The organism is Acinetobacter terrae (genome assembly GCF_002135195.1).
GTDB lineage: Bacteria > Pseudomonadota > Gammaproteobacteria > Pseudomonadales > Moraxellaceae > Acinetobacter > Acinetobacter terrae.
Map to the genome: position 1 here is coordinate 42,468 of NZ_NEGF01000016.1, position 16,426 is coordinate 58,893.

Annotated in this window: 29 protein-coding genes and 1 pseudogene; 1 reads left to right on the plus strand and 29 read right to left on the minus strand. The window is 42.8% G+C overall.

The window, feature by feature from the left end; all coding sequences use genetic code 11:
• Positions 1-154: 154 nt before the first annotated feature.
• On the minus strand, positions 155-541 hold the full coding sequence (locus B9T23_RS15005; protein ID WP_086194657.1) for a hypothetical protein: 387 nt from the start codon (positions 539-541) through the stop codon (positions 155-157).
• Positions 534-791: an FAD assembly factor SdhE gene (locus B9T23_RS15010; RefSeq protein WP_086194658.1), complete on the minus strand. Its 258-nt coding sequence runs from the start codon at positions 789-791 to the stop codon at positions 534-536. Before B9T23_RS15010 ends, B9T23_RS15005 begins: the two co-directional genes overlap by 8 nt.
• Before the next feature lie 186 nt (positions 792-977).
• On the opposite strand from B9T23_RS15010, the gene B9T23_RS15015 reads away from it, so the two are divergent.
• Positions 978-2,150 carry an acyl-CoA dehydrogenase family protein gene (locus B9T23_RS15015; RefSeq protein ID WP_086194659.1) on the plus strand — a complete coding sequence of 391 codons (1,173 nt, stop codon included), beginning with the start codon at positions 978-980 and terminating at the stop codon, positions 2,148-2,150.
• Positions 2,151-2,197: 47 nt separating this feature from the next.
• Here the strand turns inward: B9T23_RS15015 and B9T23_RS15020 are convergent, their stop codons facing one another.
• The 27 genes and pseudogenes from B9T23_RS15020 to rplD form a co-directional block, all read right to left on the minus strand.
• Positions 2,198-3,688: a flavin-containing monooxygenase gene (locus tag B9T23_RS15020; RefSeq protein WP_086194660.1), complete on the minus strand. Its 1,491-nt coding sequence runs from the start codon at positions 3,686-3,688 to the stop codon at positions 2,198-2,200.
• A 203-nt stretch (positions 3,689-3,891) separates the two neighbouring features.
• Positions 3,892-4,257: a 50S ribosomal protein L17 gene (gene rplQ, locus B9T23_RS15025; protein ID WP_067726622.1), complete on the minus strand. Its 366-nt coding sequence runs from the start codon at positions 4,255-4,257 to the stop codon at positions 3,892-3,894.
• A gap of 18 nt (positions 4,258-4,275) precedes the next feature.
• Positions 4,276-5,283 carry a DNA-directed RNA polymerase subunit alpha gene (locus B9T23_RS15030; RefSeq protein WP_004650465.1) on the minus strand — a complete coding sequence of 336 codons (1,008 nt, stop codon included), beginning with the start codon at positions 5,281-5,283 and terminating at the stop codon, positions 4,276-4,278.
• Between the two features lie 18 nt (positions 5,284-5,301).
• On the minus strand, positions 5,302-5,925 hold the full coding sequence (gene rpsD, locus B9T23_RS15035; protein ID WP_067726624.1) for a 30S ribosomal protein S4: 624 nt from the start codon (positions 5,923-5,925) through the stop codon (positions 5,302-5,304).
• A gap of 12 nt (positions 5,926-5,937) precedes the next feature.
• Positions 5,938-6,324 (minus strand): 30S ribosomal protein S11, encoded by a 387-nt coding sequence (gene rpsK / locus B9T23_RS15040; protein WP_001040166.1) that lies wholly within the window; start codon positions 6,322-6,324, stop codon positions 5,938-5,940.
• Between the two features lie 19 nt (positions 6,325-6,343).
• Positions 6,344-6,700, minus strand: coding sequence for a 30S ribosomal protein S13 (rpsM, locus tag B9T23_RS15045; RefSeq protein ID WP_067726626.1), 357 nt, complete (start codon positions 6,698-6,700; stop codon positions 6,344-6,346).
• A gap of 106 nt (positions 6,701-6,806) precedes the next feature.
• On the minus strand, positions 6,807-6,923 hold the full coding sequence (rpmJ, locus tag B9T23_RS15050) for a 50S ribosomal protein L36 (RefSeq protein ID WP_000867907.1): 117 nt from the start codon (positions 6,921-6,923) through the stop codon (positions 6,807-6,809).
• A gap of 19 nt (positions 6,924-6,942) precedes the next feature.
• Entirely contained in the window at positions 6,943-8,262 is a 1,320-nt protein-coding gene (gene secY / locus B9T23_RS15055) for a preprotein translocase subunit SecY (RefSeq protein WP_171255236.1), read from the minus strand.
• A gap of 45 nt (positions 8,263-8,307) precedes the next feature.
• Positions 8,308-8,748, minus strand: coding sequence for a 50S ribosomal protein L15 (gene rplO, locus B9T23_RS15060; protein ID WP_067726631.1), 441 nt, complete (start codon positions 8,746-8,748; stop codon positions 8,308-8,310).
• A 3-nt stretch (positions 8,749-8,751) separates the two neighbouring features.
• The gene (gene rpmD, locus B9T23_RS15065; protein WP_067726633.1) at positions 8,752-8,928 is read right to left on the minus strand and encodes a 50S ribosomal protein L30; all 177 of its coding nucleotides are present in this window, start codon (positions 8,926-8,928) and stop codon (positions 8,752-8,754) included.
• Positions 8,929-8,934: 6 nt separating this feature from the next.
• On the minus strand, positions 8,935-9,432 hold the full coding sequence (rpsE, locus tag B9T23_RS15070; protein ID WP_067726635.1) for a 30S ribosomal protein S5: 498 nt from the start codon (positions 9,430-9,432) through the stop codon (positions 8,935-8,937).
• 2 nt (positions 9,433-9,434) lie between these two features.
• Entirely contained in the window at positions 9,435-9,785 is a 351-nt protein-coding gene (rplR, locus tag B9T23_RS15075; RefSeq protein ID WP_004281497.1) for a 50S ribosomal protein L18, read from the minus strand.
• 14 nt (positions 9,786-9,799) lie between these two features.
• Positions 9,800-10,333 carry a 50S ribosomal protein L6 gene (gene rplF / locus B9T23_RS15080; RefSeq protein ID WP_067726637.1) on the minus strand — a complete coding sequence of 178 codons (534 nt, stop codon included), beginning with the start codon at positions 10,331-10,333 and terminating at the stop codon, positions 9,800-9,802.
• 13 nt (positions 10,334-10,346) lie between these two features.
• Positions 10,347-10,742, minus strand: a complete 396-nt coding sequence (gene rpsH, locus B9T23_RS15085) for a 30S ribosomal protein S8 (protein ID WP_067726639.1) — start codon at positions 10,740-10,742, stop codon at positions 10,347-10,349.
• Between the two features lie 12 nt (positions 10,743-10,754).
• Positions 10,755-11,060 (minus strand): 30S ribosomal protein S14, encoded by a 306-nt coding sequence (gene rpsN / locus B9T23_RS15090; RefSeq protein WP_067726641.1) that lies wholly within the window; start codon positions 11,058-11,060, stop codon positions 10,755-10,757.
• 9 nt (positions 11,061-11,069) lie between these two features.
• The gene (gene rplE / locus B9T23_RS15095; RefSeq protein ID WP_067726643.1) at positions 11,070-11,606 is read right to left on the minus strand and encodes a 50S ribosomal protein L5; all 537 of its coding nucleotides are present in this window, start codon (positions 11,604-11,606) and stop codon (positions 11,070-11,072) included.
• Between the two features lie 16 nt (positions 11,607-11,622).
• Positions 11,623-11,943 carry a 50S ribosomal protein L24 gene (rplX, locus tag B9T23_RS15100; protein ID WP_067726645.1) on the minus strand — a complete coding sequence of 107 codons (321 nt, stop codon included), beginning with the start codon at positions 11,941-11,943 and terminating at the stop codon, positions 11,623-11,625.
• A 9-nt stretch (positions 11,944-11,952) separates the two neighbouring features.
• A complete protein-coding gene (rplN, locus tag B9T23_RS15105; protein ID WP_004650480.1) occupies positions 11,953-12,321 on the minus strand; it encodes a 50S ribosomal protein L14 in 369 nt (122 codons plus the stop codon).
• 92 nt (positions 12,322-12,413) lie between these two features.
• Positions 12,414-12,671 carry a 30S ribosomal protein S17 gene (rpsQ, locus tag B9T23_RS15110; RefSeq protein WP_067726647.1) on the minus strand — a complete coding sequence of 86 codons (258 nt, stop codon included), beginning with the start codon at positions 12,669-12,671 and terminating at the stop codon, positions 12,414-12,416.
• A complete protein-coding gene (gene rpmC, locus B9T23_RS15115; RefSeq protein WP_005012982.1) occupies positions 12,668-12,865 on the minus strand; it encodes a 50S ribosomal protein L29 in 198 nt (65 codons plus the stop codon). Before rpmC ends, rpsQ begins: the two co-directional genes overlap by 4 nt.
• On the minus strand, positions 12,865-13,278 hold the full coding sequence (rplP, locus tag B9T23_RS15120) for a 50S ribosomal protein L16 (protein ID WP_067726649.1): 414 nt from the start codon (positions 13,276-13,278) through the stop codon (positions 12,865-12,867). Before rplP ends, rpmC begins: the two co-directional genes overlap by 1 nt.
• A pseudogene (gene rpsC / locus B9T23_RS15125) lies at positions 13,218-14,034 on the minus strand (30S ribosomal protein S3). The gene rplP and the pseudogene rpsC overlap by 61 nt, the downstream one beginning before the upstream one ends.
• Before the next feature lies 1 nt (position 14,035).
• Positions 14,036-14,365 (minus strand): 50S ribosomal protein L22, encoded by a 330-nt coding sequence (gene rplV / locus B9T23_RS15130; protein WP_039619839.1) that lies wholly within the window; start codon positions 14,363-14,365, stop codon positions 14,036-14,038.
• A 9-nt stretch (positions 14,366-14,374) separates the two neighbouring features.
• Positions 14,375-14,650, minus strand: a complete 276-nt coding sequence (rpsS, locus tag B9T23_RS15135; RefSeq protein WP_004281508.1) for a 30S ribosomal protein S19 — start codon at positions 14,648-14,650, stop codon at positions 14,375-14,377.
• 19 nt (positions 14,651-14,669) lie between these two features.
• Positions 14,670-15,494, minus strand: coding sequence for a 50S ribosomal protein L2 (rplB, locus tag B9T23_RS15140; protein WP_067726653.1), 825 nt, complete (start codon positions 15,492-15,494; stop codon positions 14,670-14,672).
• A gap of 11 nt (positions 15,495-15,505) precedes the next feature.
• Complete coding sequence (gene rplW, locus B9T23_RS15145; protein WP_067726655.1) at positions 15,506-15,826, minus strand: 50S ribosomal protein L23; 321 nt, start codon at positions 15,824-15,826, stop codon at positions 15,506-15,508.
• Positions 15,823-16,425 carry a 50S ribosomal protein L4 gene (gene rplD / locus B9T23_RS15150; protein WP_067726657.1) on the minus strand — a complete coding sequence of 201 codons (603 nt, stop codon included), beginning with the start codon at positions 16,423-16,425 and terminating at the stop codon, positions 15,823-15,825. The genes rplW and rplD overlap by 4 nt, the downstream gene beginning before the upstream one ends.
• Position 16,426 lies beyond the last annotated feature (1 nt).

Below are 16,426 nucleotides of genomic sequence, written 5' to 3' on the forward strand. Positions count from 1 at the left end.
ATTTAGCGTAAATAATTCAGCAGGAAAATTGTCTAACAATTGGGATATTTCGTAACTTTATATTAAAGCTGTCTTACAAAGATGAGCTTAAAACATCTATATTATTGATTATTAAAATTTTTATAATATTTTAAAATATACAATTGTCTAACAATTAGATCAATTTCGCCAATTTCTTTAATGCTTTCCACTGTTTTAGCGGCAGTTGATCGATCCAAATCAGTAATGGTTTTTCCTGAAAATGCTGGAAATAAACCACAATATAAAGTTGATGATCAATAATATGACTAATCGAAACGCGTTTAATCTGTTCAGATTTAACATTTGAAAGTGACCATTCTCGCGCTTCTAAATATTCAAAGTAAATGGGTTGCGGTACTTTTAAACCATAGGCATAAGCCATCACACCCAGCAGAACACACAACAGCCATAGCCATGGCACTAAGAGTTGCTGCAAAAGGACAATCACCAGTGTAAAAATGATCAACTGAAACACAAAGGCCAAGCGACTGCGTTTCAGTTGAAAAGACCGATTAACCATGTACGTAGTGTTTCAACTTAACAATCAGATCTTTCATTTCAGGACGTGGTGGTTCAGACACTTCCATAAACCAGTCTAATAAGTCTGGATCTTCTTGTGCCACTAACTCTGCAAACACTTCTTTTTCCGCAGTATCAGCTTTTAGATAATGATTTTTTACATAGGGATCAAAGTACACATCAATTTCTTTTAGACCACGACGGGCACGATAAATTACTTTGCGTTCTTCTAAGCTCATTTCTTCACTCACAGCATTCCCCAATAGTGTCAAATTTTTGCTAGTTTACCCTATCAGTGCTGCATGTTTCGACTCATTTCCTGCAATTGACCAAATTCATCATTAACTCCAAATATTTGAGCATTCAGCACATTGTCGCTTGCTGATGGATCTTTTACTTTCTATACAACAATGACTCTGAAAATGGACACAATAAAAATGCAATCAGCTGCGATCCGCCCCATAGCCAATATGTTACCGCGCAATCTATGCACAGCAGAGCATGATGCATTTCGTGAAACCGTGCGTAAGTTTTATGAAAAAGAAGTGATTCCCAATATTGAAAAATATGAACAGCAACAACATGTCGACCGTAATTTATGGAATAAAGCCGGTGCAATGGGACTGCTCTGCGCCACCATGCCAGAAGAATATGGGGGTTCAGGAGTTGACCGCCTTTACAGCATGATTCTGATTGAGGAACAAGCCTATGCCATGGATTCATCTACTGGCTTCTCGCTACACTCGGATATTGTTGCGAACTACCTCAATAATTTCGGTAATGAAAAGCAGAAATTAACATGGTTACCGAAAATGGCTACAGGTGAAGTCGTTACAGCCATTGCCATGACCGAACCCGGCACTGGTTCAGACCTACAAGCAGTACGCACCAGTGCAGTTTTAGATGGCGATGACTATGTGATTAATGGTTCCAAAATTTTTATCACCAATGGCTATCTGTGCGACATGGTCATTGTGGTCTGTAAAACTGGCAGTGCAGATAAAGGTTCTGCCAATTTATCCTTACTCATTATTGAAGCCGATCGAGCAGGTTTTAGCAAAGGAAAACCACTCAACAAGATTGGCATGAAAGGACAAGATACCTGTGAATTGTTCTTCGATAATGTCCGCGTGCCTAAAGAAAACTTGCTCGGCATAGAAGGCATGGGTTTTATGATGCTGATGAAAGAATTGGCTTGGGAACGTATGCTGGTTGGCATCATCTGCCAAGCAGGTGCAGAAGCTGCATTCGCTCATACAGTAAAATATACCAAACAGCGTCAAGCCTTTGGTAAACCGATCAGCGCTTTTCAAAATACACGTTTTAAGCTTGCCGAATTGCGTACCGAAATAGATTTCTGTCGTGCTTATTTAGACCGCTGCATGGAATTACAGCTTGAAGAAAAACTTGGAATTGATGCCGCCGCTGCTGCCAAGTACAAAATTTCCGAGATGTTCTCTAAAGTGGTGGATGAATGCCTTCAATTGCATGGTGGCTATGGCTACATGATGGAATACCCTATTGCACGGGCCTATATCGATAACCGTGCCAACCGGATCTATGCAGGAACCAATGAGATTATGAAAGAGTTAATCTCTCGTTCACTTTAAATAAAACATAAAAGGAGCTTAAGCTCCTTTTATGTTTGCTGTTTGAATTAAGACACTAATTTAGGTTTACGCGAATCTACGCCTGTGTGCTTTTGAAATTTAAGGACGCTATCCTCAAACTTGGCATTTTTTAATACTTTGCGATCAGCCAGATAATTATTGGTCACATTCCAAGGCGCATGTTTACCTTGCTTCGGCATGACATCCGCTGCACGTGCAATATAACCTGAAGATAAACTCCCCATCACGGTATCTTCCATCAATTCAGTCTGATCACCTTGAGCAATCACTTGGTCATAGCCATTCTTGTCCATATAATTAATTAGGCGACAAATATAATCAGCCGCAATATCAACTTTAAGCGTCCAGGATGCGTTGATATAACCAATAATCATCGCCATATTCGGTACATCACTGACCATAATCCCTTGATACAACATATGTTTAGAGGTATCTATAGGCTTCCCATCAATGCTGGCTTTAATACCGCCTAGAATTTGAATCTGCAAACCTGTCGCAGAGACAATAATATCGGCATCCAAATGTTGACCGGATTTCAGCTGAATACCTGTTTCAGTAAACTTCTCAATTTGATCCGTTTCTACACTCGCCTTGCCTGAGCGTAAAATCTTGAATAAATCACCATCAGGTACCACACAAAGACGTTGATCCCATGGATTATAAGATGGCGTAAAGTGTTTCATATCCACTTTACCCTTGAGTTGCATCTCAATGGATTTCAACAAGAATTTACGCAGCAATTTCGGCTGCTTTTGGGCAAGCGCATAAATAGCACGTTGCATCCCGATATTCCGTGCCCGCGTCAGTTTATAAGCAAGATCTTCCGGCAAGACTTTACGCATTTTGTCATAGACAAAATCAACCGATGGAATAGAAGCAATATAGGTCGGTGAGCGTTGCAGCATGGTAACATGCGCTGCCCCGCCTTTCGCCATTGCAGGCACCAGTGTGATTGCAGTTGCACCACTGCCGATAATCACGACTTTCTTACCGGTATAGTCGAAATTTTCTGGCCAATGTTGCGGGTGAATAAACTGCCCTTTAAATGCGGCTTGATTTGGAAAATCCGGCTGGAAGCCTTGGTCATAGTTGTAATAACCCGTGCAGCCTAGTACAAAATTGGCAATCCAGGTCTGTTGTTTTTGATTTTCATCTTCAATTTGTACCACCCACTTACTAATTGAAGAATCATAATTCGCGGATAGCACACGATGCTTAAAATGAATTTTACTTTTTAATTGGTATTCATCAACAACTTCAGATAAATAGCCTTTGATGGATGCCCCGTCTGCGAGGACATTGGCCTTTTGCCAAGGTTTAAAATTAAAACCAAAAGTTGACATATCCGAGTCTGAACGAATCCCGGGGTATTTAAATAAATCCCAAGTCCCACCAAAGCTTTCACGACGTTCAATAATATCAAATTGACGTTGCGGACAATTCTTCGAAAGATGTGCAGCAAGGCCAATACCTGAAATACCTGCGCCAACAATCAAAATATCAATGTGCTTTTCCATGTTCTTTTTATAACCTTGTTGAACTTTATTTTATTAAACCATAAATTTGACAATACACAATGTCAAGTTTAAATAAATCTGACAAAAAATATATCAGTTCAGGACAAAATCTAAAATTTTCTGCTAATGAAAAATCATCAGGCATAAAAAAAGACCGGTGAAACACCGGTCTTTTTCGAACAACTGAAGTTCTTTTTGCGAAATTATTTAACTTCGCGATCTACTAGCTCAACGTAAGCCATCGGTGCAGCATCACCTGCACGGAAGCCCGCTTTAAGAACACGTAGATAGCCGCCGTTACGTTCTTTGTAACGAGGGCCAAGAACTGTAAATAATTTACCTACAGTTGCAGCTGAACGAGTACGAGCAAACGCCAAACGACGGTTTGCTACAGAATCGACTTTAGCTAAAGTGATTAAAGGCTCAGCAACACGACGTAATTCTTTTGCTTTAGGAACAGTAGTTTTAATTAACTCGTGTTCGAACAAAGAATTAGCCATGTTTTGGAACATCGCTTTACGATGACTGCTTGTACGGCCTAATTTCACACCACTATTACGATGACGCATGGTGATAGTCCTACTTAATTAACGGCTACGATAAGCAAAGCGATCGTCCATGCGGAGGCTAGCCGGTGGCCAGTTCTCTAAACGCATGCCCAATTGCAAGCCTTTCGATGCCAGAACATCTTTGATTTCAGTTAACGATTTTTTACCCAAGTTAGGAGTTTTTAACAACTCAACTTCAGTACGTTGAACCAAATCACCGATGTAGTAAATATTTTCTGCTTTCAAACAGTTAGCAGAACGAACAGTAAGCTCTAGATCATCTACTGGACGAAGCAAGATTGGATCCACTTCTTCGCGAGGCTCTTGAGCAACAGGAGCTTGATCTTTCTGAAGATCAACAAAAATTGCAATTTGTTGTTGCAAGATTGTTGCCGCTTTGCGGATTGCTTCTTCTGGATCAACTGTACCGTTGGTTTCAAGGTCAATGATCAATTTATCAAGGTCAGTACGTTGTTCTACACGAGCATTTTCAACTGTGTAAGACACGCGCTTGATTGGGCTATAAGAAGCATCTAACTGTAAACGACCCACTGGGCGAGTTTCGCCTTCTGGGAAACGTGAGTCAGAAGTCTCATAACCGCGACCTTGAGAAACTTTCAGGCGCATTTTTAATGAGCCTGAAGCACTTAAAGTGCCAATCAAATGCTCAGGGTTTACCACTTCAACATTATGAGGTAAACGAAGATCAGCGGCTGTTACGTCGCCAGGACCTTGTTTTTCTAATGTCAAATATGCTTCGTTTTGATCGAACAGCTTAATCGACAATCCTTTTAGGTTCAGCAAGAGCTCGACGATGTCCTGCTGCAAGCCTTCCAAGGTACTGTACTCGTGCTCAACCCCTTCTATTTCAACTTCAACCACAGCAGCGCCAGGTAAAGAAGAAAGAAGGATACGACGTAAAGCATTACCCAGAGTATGACCAAAGCCACGCTCTAATGGTTCTAGAATCACTTTTGCCGAGGTCCCGCTAGCCGCTTCGACCTTGATCGCTTGCGGAGTTAGAAACTCATTTGCAGTACGCGTCATTATTGCTACCTCAAGGGATTATTTAGAATACAATTCTACAATCAAGCTTTCGTTGATTTCAGCAGGTAAATCAGAACGATCCGGTGCAGCTTTAAACGTACCTTCCAATTTAGAATGGTCAACTTCCATCCAAGAAGGAATACCACGTTGAGTAGCTAACTCGATTGCGCCTTTAATACGCAATTGTTGTTTAGCACCTTCGTGAACTGCAACCACGTCACCCGCTTTAACTTGGATTGAAGCGATGTTAACGCGACGACCATTTAAAGTGATTGAACGGTGAGATACAAGCTGACGAGCTTCTGCACGTGTAGAACCAAAACCCATGCGATAAACAACGTTATCAAGACGGCTTTCAAGCAATTTCAACAAGTTTTCACCTGTTGCGCCTTTAACACGAGCAGCTTCTTTATAGTAATTACTAAATTGACGTTCTAACACACCATACGTACGACGTACTTTTTGTTTTTCACGTAATTGTAGTGAGTACTCAGATTGTTTTGCGCGGCTTTGACCATGTTGGCCAGGAGCTTTCGCATGTTTTTTTGTCTTAACGTCAAACGGTTTAACGCCTGATTTAAGTTGCAGGTCTGTCCCTTCGCGGCGAGAGAGTTTGCATTTTGGACCAATATAACGAGCCATGAATGTTTCTCCTTACACGCGACGTTTTTTAGGTGGACGACAACCGTTGTGCGGGATTGGCGTCACATCGGTAATGCTGTTAATTTTATAACCCACTGCACCTAAAGCACGAACCGCAGATTCACGACCAGGACCAGGACCTTTTACAAGGACGTCCAAGTTTTTCAAACCGTAGTCTAAAGCAGCTTTACCAGCAACTTCAGCAGCTACCTGAGCAGCGAACGGAGTTGATTTACGTGATCCACGGAAGCCTTGTCCACCTGAAGTGGCCCAAGCCAGTGCATTACCTTGACGATCGGTAATAGTCACAATGGTGTTATTAAAAGAAGCGTGAATGTGTGCAACACCTTCAGAGACGGTACGGGTGACCTTCTTGCGTGTGCGAGTATCTTTAGCCATCTTTTAGCTTCCAGAAATCTTATTTCTTAATAGGTTTGCGCGGACCTTTACGGGTACGTGCGTTAGTTTTGGTGCGTTGTCCACGGACAGGCAAGCTGCGACGATGACGAAGACCACGGTAGCAGCCTAAATCCATTAAACGTTTAATGTTCATGGAAATTTCGCGACGTAAATCACCTTCGGTCGGAACCTTAGTAATTTCTGCACGAATCGCATCAAGCTGAGCATCATCCAATTCACGGATCTTAGTAGTAGTTGGAATACCTACAGCAGCTAAGATGCTCTTAGCAGTGTGGCGACCGATACCAAAGATATACGTGAGGGAGATAACAGCATGCTTGTTATCCGGAATGTTTACACCGGCAATACGAGCCATTCACTTTCTCCAAAAAGGCAGTAGAGATAATCAACCGCCCGACAAAAACCTTGAGGGGCGGATATTAACCCAATTCACCTACTGAAATCAACAGGTCTTGATTAGATTAACCTTGACGCTGTTTATGACGAGGTTCTGCGCTACAAATCACGCGGATAACCCCATTACGACGGATAACTTTACAGCTACCACAAATTTTTTTAACAGAAGCTTGTACTTTCATGATGAAACCTCAAGTGCGCTTATCCCTTAGGATGAGCAGTCGTTTTTCTCATTAACGTTTGATTATCGTATTGATGCGAGGTGAGATGTGCTTGCAGCTGAGCCATAAAGTCCATCACGACTACCACAACGATCAGCAAAGAGGTACCACCCAAAGAGAATGGAATACCAAATGAGCTCTGTAATACCATCGGCATTAAACAAATCACTGTGATATAAATCGCGCCAATAAAGGTCAAACGATTGAGAATATGATCTAAGTAACGAGCAGTTTGCTCACCTGGACGAATACCAGGCACATAAGCTCCGCTGCGTTTCAAGTTCTCTGACACTTCTTTAGGGCTAAATACTAGCGCAGTATAGAAGTAACAGAAAAAGATAATTAACGCACCAAAGAGCACCAAATACAACGGCTGTCCAGGCGACAACACGAGCGCCAAATCTTGCAGGCCACGTTTGATAAATCCTGCACTAGGATCAGCACTACCCACCCATTGCCCTAAGCTCGCAGGGAACAAAAGCAATGAACTGGCAAAAATTGCTGGAATCACACCCGCCATATTAATTTTTAATGGCAAATGTGTCTGCTGTGCAGTAAATACACGACGACCTTGTTGTTTTTGAGCGTAATTGACTGGTATACGACGTTGTGCTTTTTCAATAAACACAATCGCTGCTAACACACCGATAGATAACAAGCCAAAAATTACCAAGCCAATAAGACTTGTTTGACCATTATCTACTGATGATAAAGATTGCATAATTAAATTCGGCAATCCAGCAACAATACCCGCAAAGATGATCATGGATATACCATTCCCTACTCCGCGTTCAGTAATTTGCTCACCCAACCACATCAAGAACATGGTACCCGCAACCAGTGAAGTCACAGCAGGAATGTAAAAAGCCAGGCCTCCAGTCAAAGTAATCCCTTGACTAATAAGTCCTGCACACATCCCAACAGACTGCACAAGTGCAAGCAATAATGTACCTTGTCGCGTATATTGATTTATCTTACGCTTACCTTGTTCGCCTTCTTTCTTTAAAGCTTCCAGCGAAGGAACTACCGTAGACATTAACTGCACAATAATTGAAGCAGAAATGTAAGGCATGATCCCTAAAGCAAGAATTGACATCCGCTCTAATGCACCACCTGAAAACATGTTAAACAAACCCAGGATAGTACCTGAGTTTGCATTAAAAAGATTTTCGAGTGCAGCATTATTAATGCCTGGTACTGGAATATGTGCTCCTAGTCGAAAGACCATTAATGCACCAATAAGGAACATCATTCGGCGAATAATTTCACGATATTTCACATGAAACGGCTGCCCTTTCATCATGTTAACATGACCCGAAGAACTAGGAGACATAGACACTAGCGATTACTCCTCGACTTTGCCGCCAGCAGCTTCAACAGCAGCTTTAGCGCCTTTAGTCAATGCAACACCTTGAATAGTGAATGCACGAGTAATATCACCAGAAAGTACGATACGAGCACGAGTCATATCTCTACGTACAACATTCGCTGCTTTTAAGGTTTCAAGTGAAACGATGTCACCTTCAACTTTAGCAAGCTCAGATAAACGTACTTCAGCAGTTTTCAAAGCCAATTGGCTAGTGAAGCCGAATTTAGGCAAACGACGATATAACGCAGTTTGACCGCCTTCGAAACCTGGACGTGTACCACCGCTCTTACGCGAGTTTTGACCTTTGACACCACGGCCACCGGTCTTACCAACGCCAGAACCGATACCACGGCCTAGACGAAGGTTATCACGCTTAGCACCTTCTGCAGGTGCAATAGTATTTAAACGCAGAGTCATGGCTTATTCCTCTACACTAACCATATAGTAAACTTGGTTGATCATACCGCGGTTAGAAGGAGTATCAACAACTTCTACAGTATGACCAATACGACGCAGACCTAAACCTTGAAGGCTAAGCTTGTGATTTTTCAAGCGATGCGATGAAGATTTAGTCTGGGTAACTTTAATCGTTTTCATGATTGATTACCCTTGAATTTGTGCTACAGAAAGACCACGTTTCGCAGCGACTTTCTCAGGAGAAGTCATATCACGCAAACCTTTAAAAGTTGCGTTTACTACGTTAGCAGCGTTTGTAGAACCATAGCATTTTGTCAATACGTTATGCACGCCAACAGCTTCTAAAACTGCACGCATAGCACCACCAGCAATTACACCAGTACCTTCAGAAGCAGGTTGCATGTAAACGCGGCTTGCACCGTGACGAGCATTAATAGGGTGTTGTACAGTACCGTTAACAAGATCAACAGTAATCATGTTGCGACGTGCAGCTTCAAGTGCTTTAGAAATAGCAGCTGGAACTTCACGTGCTTTACCACGACCAAAACCTACGCGACCATTACCATCACCCACAACAGTTAATGCTGTGAAAGAGAAGATACGACCACCCTTAACAACTTTGGCTACACGATCAACGGCAACCAGCTTTTCAACAAGACCTTCGTTTTGTTCAACTTTAGCCATGATTAGAACTCCAAGCCGTTTTCACGAGCAGCATCAGCCAAGGCTTTGATACGACCATGATATTTAAAACCAGAACGGTCAAATGCAACTTTAGTTACACCAGCTGCTTTAGCACGTTCTGCGATTAAAGCACCTACTTTTTGAGCTGCTTCAACATTACCAGTTGTGCCAGCACGTAAAGTAGCATCTAAAGTTGAAGCTTGCGCTAAAACTTTGCCACCATCTGCTGAAATAACTTGAGCATAGATGTGACGCGGAGTGCGGTTTACACACAAGCGAGTCGCACCCAATGCACGGATGTGCAAGCGTGTGCTTTTCGCACGACGCAAACGGGATTGTTTCTTTTCGTTCATAAGAACCTCGCGCCTTATTTCTTCTTAGCTTCTTTACGAAGAACAACTTCATCCGAATAACGAACACCTTTACCTTTATAAGGCTCTGGTTCACGATATGAACGGATATCTGCAGCTACTTGACCCAACATATGTTTGCTTGCTGATTTCAAAATGATTTCAGTAGCAGTTGGAGTTTCAGCAGTTACACCTTCAGGAAGTTTATAATCGATAGGGTGTGAATAACCTAGGTTAAGATGAACAACATCACCTTTAACCGCAGCTTTATAACCAACACCGATTAGTTGTAACTTACGTTCGAAGCCTTCACTAACACCTTTAACAAGGTTGTTAAGAACAGCGCGAGCAGTACCAGCTTGCATCCAAGAATCTTTAGATTCTTTAACTGGAGCAATATGAAGCTGACCTTCTTCCTGTTTTAGCTCGACCAGCGCATGCAGGTTGAAAGACAATGTACCTTTACTGCCTTTCACTTCGACCTGCCGGCCGTTCTGAGTAACTGTAACGCCATTAGGCACAGTTACTGGGGCTTTAGCCACACGAGACATGAGGATTCACCTATTAAGAAACAAAAGCAATAACTTCACCACCGATACCAGCAGAACGTGCTGCGCGATCAGTCATGATGCCTTTGCTTGTAGAAACAATTGCAATACCTAAACCTTGCTTAACGCTAGGAAGTGCATCTTTACCGCGATACTGACGTAGACCTGGACGGCTTACGCGTTTCACAGTTTCGATAACTGGTTTGCCTTCAAAATATTTTAACGTAATTGTTAAAGTTGCTTTACCTTCAGCATCAGCAACTTCTACGTTAGAAATGTAACCCTCTTGTTGAAGAACGTTAGCAATAGCAACCTTCAACTTAGAGTTAGGCATAGAAACAGTTTGTTTCTTAGCCATTTGTGCGTTACGAACACGGGTTAGCATGTCGGCAACGGTATCTTGCATACTCATTATAGTCGCTCCTTACCAGCTTGCCTTAACCATGCCCGGTACATCACCTTGCATGACAGTTTCACGTAATTTGTTACGGCTTAAGCCGAACTTACGGAAGTAACCATGAGGACGACCAGTTAAACCACAACGGTTACGAAGACGTACTGGAGACGCATTACGTGGTAATGCCTGAAATTTCATCATCGCTTCGAAACGTTCTTCTTCTGTTGCATTTACATTTGCAATCGTAGCTTTTAATTCAGCACGTTTTGCAGCAAATTTAGCAACAGTTTTTTCGCGTTTCAATTCGCGATTAATCATACCTTTCTTAGCCATATCGACCTCTTATTTAAACGGGAAGCCGAATGCACGCAATAGCGCACGGCCTTCGTCATCGGTGCGAGCAGTCGTAGTAACGGTAATATCCATACCACGAATACGATCAATCTTATCAAAATCGATTTCAGGGAACATGATCTGTTCCTTCAAACCCATTGAGTAGTTCCCACGACCGTCAAATGATTTCGCAGAAAAACCACGGAAGTCACGGATACGAGGGATCGCAATAGAGATCAAACGGTCTAAGAATTCGTACATACGTTCGCCGCGTAAAGTAACTTTACAACCAATCGGCCAACCATCACGGATTTTAAAACCAGCGATAGATTTGCGAGCTAAAGTAAGTACTGGTTTTTGACCAGCAATTGCTTGCATATCAGAAAGAGCGCCGTCTAACAATTTCTTGTCAGCTGATGCAGCACCAACACCCATGTTGATGGTGATTTTTGTAATGCGAGGAATTTCCATCACATTCTTAACGCCCAATGTTTCTAACAATTGAGCTTTAAGTTCTTCGTTGTAACGTGTTTTAAGTCTGGCCATGGCCTATATCAACCTATTACTTCGCTACCGCCACTGATTCACCATTTGATTTGAATACGCGAGTTTTCACGCCTTCAGCATCAAATTGGTAACCAACACGGTCAGCCTTTTGGGTTGTAGCATTAAAAACTGCCACGTTTGAGATATGAAGCGTAGCTTCCTGAGTTACGATGCTGCCTTCAGCGCCAGTAGCTCGGTTCGGCTTTTGATGCTTCGTCACCAAGTTAAGGCCTTCAACCTTAACACGGTCATTTGAAACAGACAGAACAGTTCCCTGTTTGCCTTTTTCTTTACCTGCGATCACAATAATTTGATCGCCTTTTTTAATCTTAGCCATGAGTGCCTCTTATAGAACTTCAGGAGCCAATGAAATGATTTTCATGAACTGTTCAGTACGAAGTTCACGAGTCACTGGTCCGAAAATACGAGTTGCAATCGGCGCTTTGTTGTTGTTCAAAATCACAGCAGCATTGTCATCAAAACGGATGATAGAACCATCCGGACGACGTACACCGAATTTCGTACGTACAACTACAGCATTCATCACGTCGCCTTTTTTAACACGACCGCGAGGAATAGCTTCTTTTACAGTAACTTTAATAATATCGCCAACAGAAGCATAACGACGGTGTGAACCACCAAGTACTTTAATACATTGTACGCGGCGAGCACCACTGTTGTCTGCTACGTCGAGCATACTTTCGGTTTGAATCATTGCCCTACTCCAAAACCGAGCATCACCGGTCACAATTTCGAAAGGCTCAAAGAGTACTCGAAATCAACCGATGATGCAACAAGAACGTCTAATTACTCAGCAGCAGCTTCAATAACTTCCACTAAAGCCCAAGCTTTAGTTTTAGAAATTGGGCGGCTTTCTTTAATGGTTACCAAGTCGCCGGTTTTAGCAACATTGTTCTCATCATGAGCGTGTAATTTAGTTGAACGGCGGATTGATTTGCCATACAACGGGTGTTGAACGCGGCGTTCAATAAGCACAACAATAGACTTGTCCATTTTGTCGCTTACGACCTTGCCGGTTAACGTGCGAACTGTTTGTTCACTCATTGTCCGTTCCCCTGTTTTTCGGTAAGGAGTGTCTTGATACGAGCAATAGTCTTACGAGTAAGCGCAACTTCATGCGATTTACCCAATTGACCAGTTGCCTTAGCCATACGAAGACGGAATTGGTTAAGCTGTTGCTCATCAAGCAAAGCTGTCAACTCTTCTACCGATTTTTCACGTAGATCATTAGTTTTCATTACATCACCGTCTTAGTAACGATAGTGGTTTTAAACGGAAGCTTAGCAGCTGCAAGCGTAAACGCTTCACGTGCCAATTCTTCGCTAACACCATCCATTTCGTACAAGATCTTACCTGGTTTGATTTGGCAAACCCAGTATTCCACAGAACCTTTACCTTTACCCATACGAACTTCTAATGGCTTTTCAGTAATTGGTTTGTCTGGGAAAACACGGATAAAGATCTTACCACCACGTTTTACACGACGGCTGATTGTACGACGCGCAGCTTCAATTTGACGAGCGGTCATTTGACCACGCTCGAGAGATTTAAGTGCAATAGTACCGAAAGATACAGTGCTACCACGATGCGCTAGACCAGTGTTACGGCCCTTTTGTACCTTACGGAACTTAGTACGTTTAGGTTGCAACATGGATTATTCTCCTTTTTCAGCAGAACGATCATTGCGACGACCACGACGCTCCTGACCTTCACCACGACCGCGACCGCGTTTAGCTGGACGTTCTTCAGCAGGAGCAGGGTTCATGACTTGTTTCATGCCACCTAAGATCTCGCCACGGAATACCCAAACTTTAACACCAATCGTACCGTATGTAGTTTCAGCACGTACAGATGAGTAGTCGATGTCAGCACGAAGTGTATGCAAAGGTACACGACCTTCACGATACCATTCAGTACGGGCAATCTCTGCACCACCTAAACGACCAGAAACTTCAACTTTGATACCTTTAGCACCAGCACGCATAGAGTTCTGAACCGCACGCTTCATAGCACGACGGAACATTACACGTTTTTCTAGTTGAGAAGCGATTGCTTCAGCAACCAAACGAGCGTCTAAATCTGGGCGATCGATTTCGTTGATGCTTACTTGCGCAGGAACACCCATGATAGATGTTAATTCGCGTTGTAATTTCTCAATGTCTTCGCCTTTTTTACCGATAACGATACCTGGACGAGCAGTGCTAATAGTAATTTTAGCAGCGCCTGTAGGACGTTCGATAAGAATTTTGCTAATCATCGCGTTTTTAAGTTTTTTGTTCAAAAACTCACGAACTTGAAGATCTTTAAGCAAATATTCAGCGTATTGTTTCGGACTCGCATACCAGTTAGCGTTATGACGTTTCACAACACCTAGGCGGATACCGATTGGATGAACCTTCTGACCCATATCAAACCCCTACCTTAACGGTGATGTGACAAGTACGCTTAGTGATACGATCTGCACGGCCTTTAGCACGTGGCATAATACGTTTAAGGCTTACACCTTCATCAACGTAAATCGTAGCAACTTTAAGGTCGTCTACATCTAAACTGTTATTGTGTTCAGCGTTTGCAACTGCAGATTCCAACGCTTTTTTCACTAAAACTGCAGCTTTTTTGTTGCTGAAGTTTAAGATATTTAAAGCGTGAGCAATAGATTTGCCACGAATCAAATCTGCAACCAAACGTGCTTTTTGTGCCGAGATAGCGGCACCGCGTAATTTAGCAGTAACTTCCATCATAGCACCTTAACGTTTAGATTTCTTGTCAACACCGTGACCACGATAGGTACGAGTTGGCGCGAATTCACCGAGTTTATGACCAACCATATGTTCAGATACAATTACCGGAACATGGTTACGACCATTATGAACAGAAATTGTTAAACCAACAAAATCTGGGAGTATCATCGAACGACGCGACCAAGTTTTGATCGGCTTACGGTTATTAGCCGCGATAGCCGCTTCAACCTTAGCGAACAAGTGCGCATCGACGAATGGGCCTTTTTTCAGAGAACGAGGCATTGTCAGATTCCTTTACTTGTTACTTAACGCGACGGTCGCGAATGATCATCTTAGTCGTACGCTTGTTGGTACGTGTTTTGTACCCTTTAGCTTTTTGACCCCATGGGCTTACAGGTTGAATACCTTTATTACGCCCTTCACCACCACCATGTGGATGGTCAACTGGGTTCATAGCCATACCACGTACGGTAGGACGAACGCCACGCCAGCGTGAAGCACCCGCTTTACCGAGTGAACGAAGGTTGCTTTCTTGGTTAGAAACTTCACCAAGTACAGCACGGCATTCAACGTGAATTTTACGCATTTCGCCAGAACGTAAACGAACAATTGCGTAAGAACCGTCACGACCCAACAACTGAACAGAAGTACCAGCTGAACGAGCTAATTGCGCGCCTTTACCGATTTTAAGTTCGATGTTGTGCAGAGTAGAACCGATAGGCATGTTGCGAAGTGGCAAGCAGTTACCTGGACGAATTGGAGCATCGTTACCAGATTGTACTTTATCACCAGCACGTAAACCTTTAGGAGCGATGATATAACGACGCTCACCATCAGCATACAATACCAAAGCAATGTGTGCAGTACGGTTAGGATCGTATTCGATACGCTCTACAGTTGCAGGAATACCATCTTTGTTACGTTTGAAGTCAACAATACGGTAGTTCTGCTTATGACCGCCACCAACGTGACGAGTCGTAATGTGACCGTTGTTATTACGACCACCAGTACGTTTTTTAGCTTCAACCAACGGAGCATAAGGCGCGCCTTTGTGAAGATGGTCGTGAACGACTTTCTCTACAAAGCGACGTCCTGGTGACGTTGGCTTACATTTTTGAATAGGCATAATTCTCGTCCTTATTCCGCTGCGCTTTCAGCGGTATCGCCCAAGTCAGCCATTTGAACATCTTGGCCAGCTTTCAGGGTGACGTATGCTTTTTTAACATCAGAACGACGTCCTAATGTTTTACCAAAGCGTTTAGTCTTACCTTTAGTGATCGTCGTGTTAACTTTAACAACTTGAACACCAAAGAGTTGTTCCACTGCTTTTTTGATTTCAAGTTTAGTTGCGTTAATAGCAACTTTAAAAACTTGAACACCAGCAGCTTCACCTAGAGCTTGTGCTTTTTCTGAGAATACAGGTCCTTGTAGGACTTGATAGATACGTTCGTTGTTCATCCGAGTTCTACCTCAATTTTCTTAGCAGCAGCTACAGACATAACAACTTTGTCGAACGCGATCAAGCTAACAGGATCAATTGCAGCAGCATCAACCACATCTACATGCGGAATGTTACGTGCAGCAAGATATAGATTCTCATCTACAGCATCCGTAACGATTAATGCGCGAACAGCATTTAAGTCGTTAAGCTTAGCAAGCAATTCTTTAGTTTTAGGAGCAGCAACAGCAAACTCTTCAACCAATACCAAGCGATCTTGACGAACAAGTTCAGCTAAGATGCATTGCATAGCACCACGGTACATTTTACGGTTAACTTTTTGAGACCAATCTTGTGGACGAGCAGCAAAAGTTTTACCACCGCCAACCCAGATTGGGCTACGAATAGAACCAGCACGCGCACGGCCAGTACCTTTTTGACGGAAAGGTTTTTTACCACCGCCAGATACATCGCCACGTGATTTTTGAGCTTTAGAACCTTGACGACCACCAGCTAAATAAGCTGTAACAACTTGGTGTACAAGAGCTTCGTTAAACTCACGTCCGAAAGCAACTTCAGATAATTCAACAGCAGAGCCGGAAACAGTATTTAAATTCACA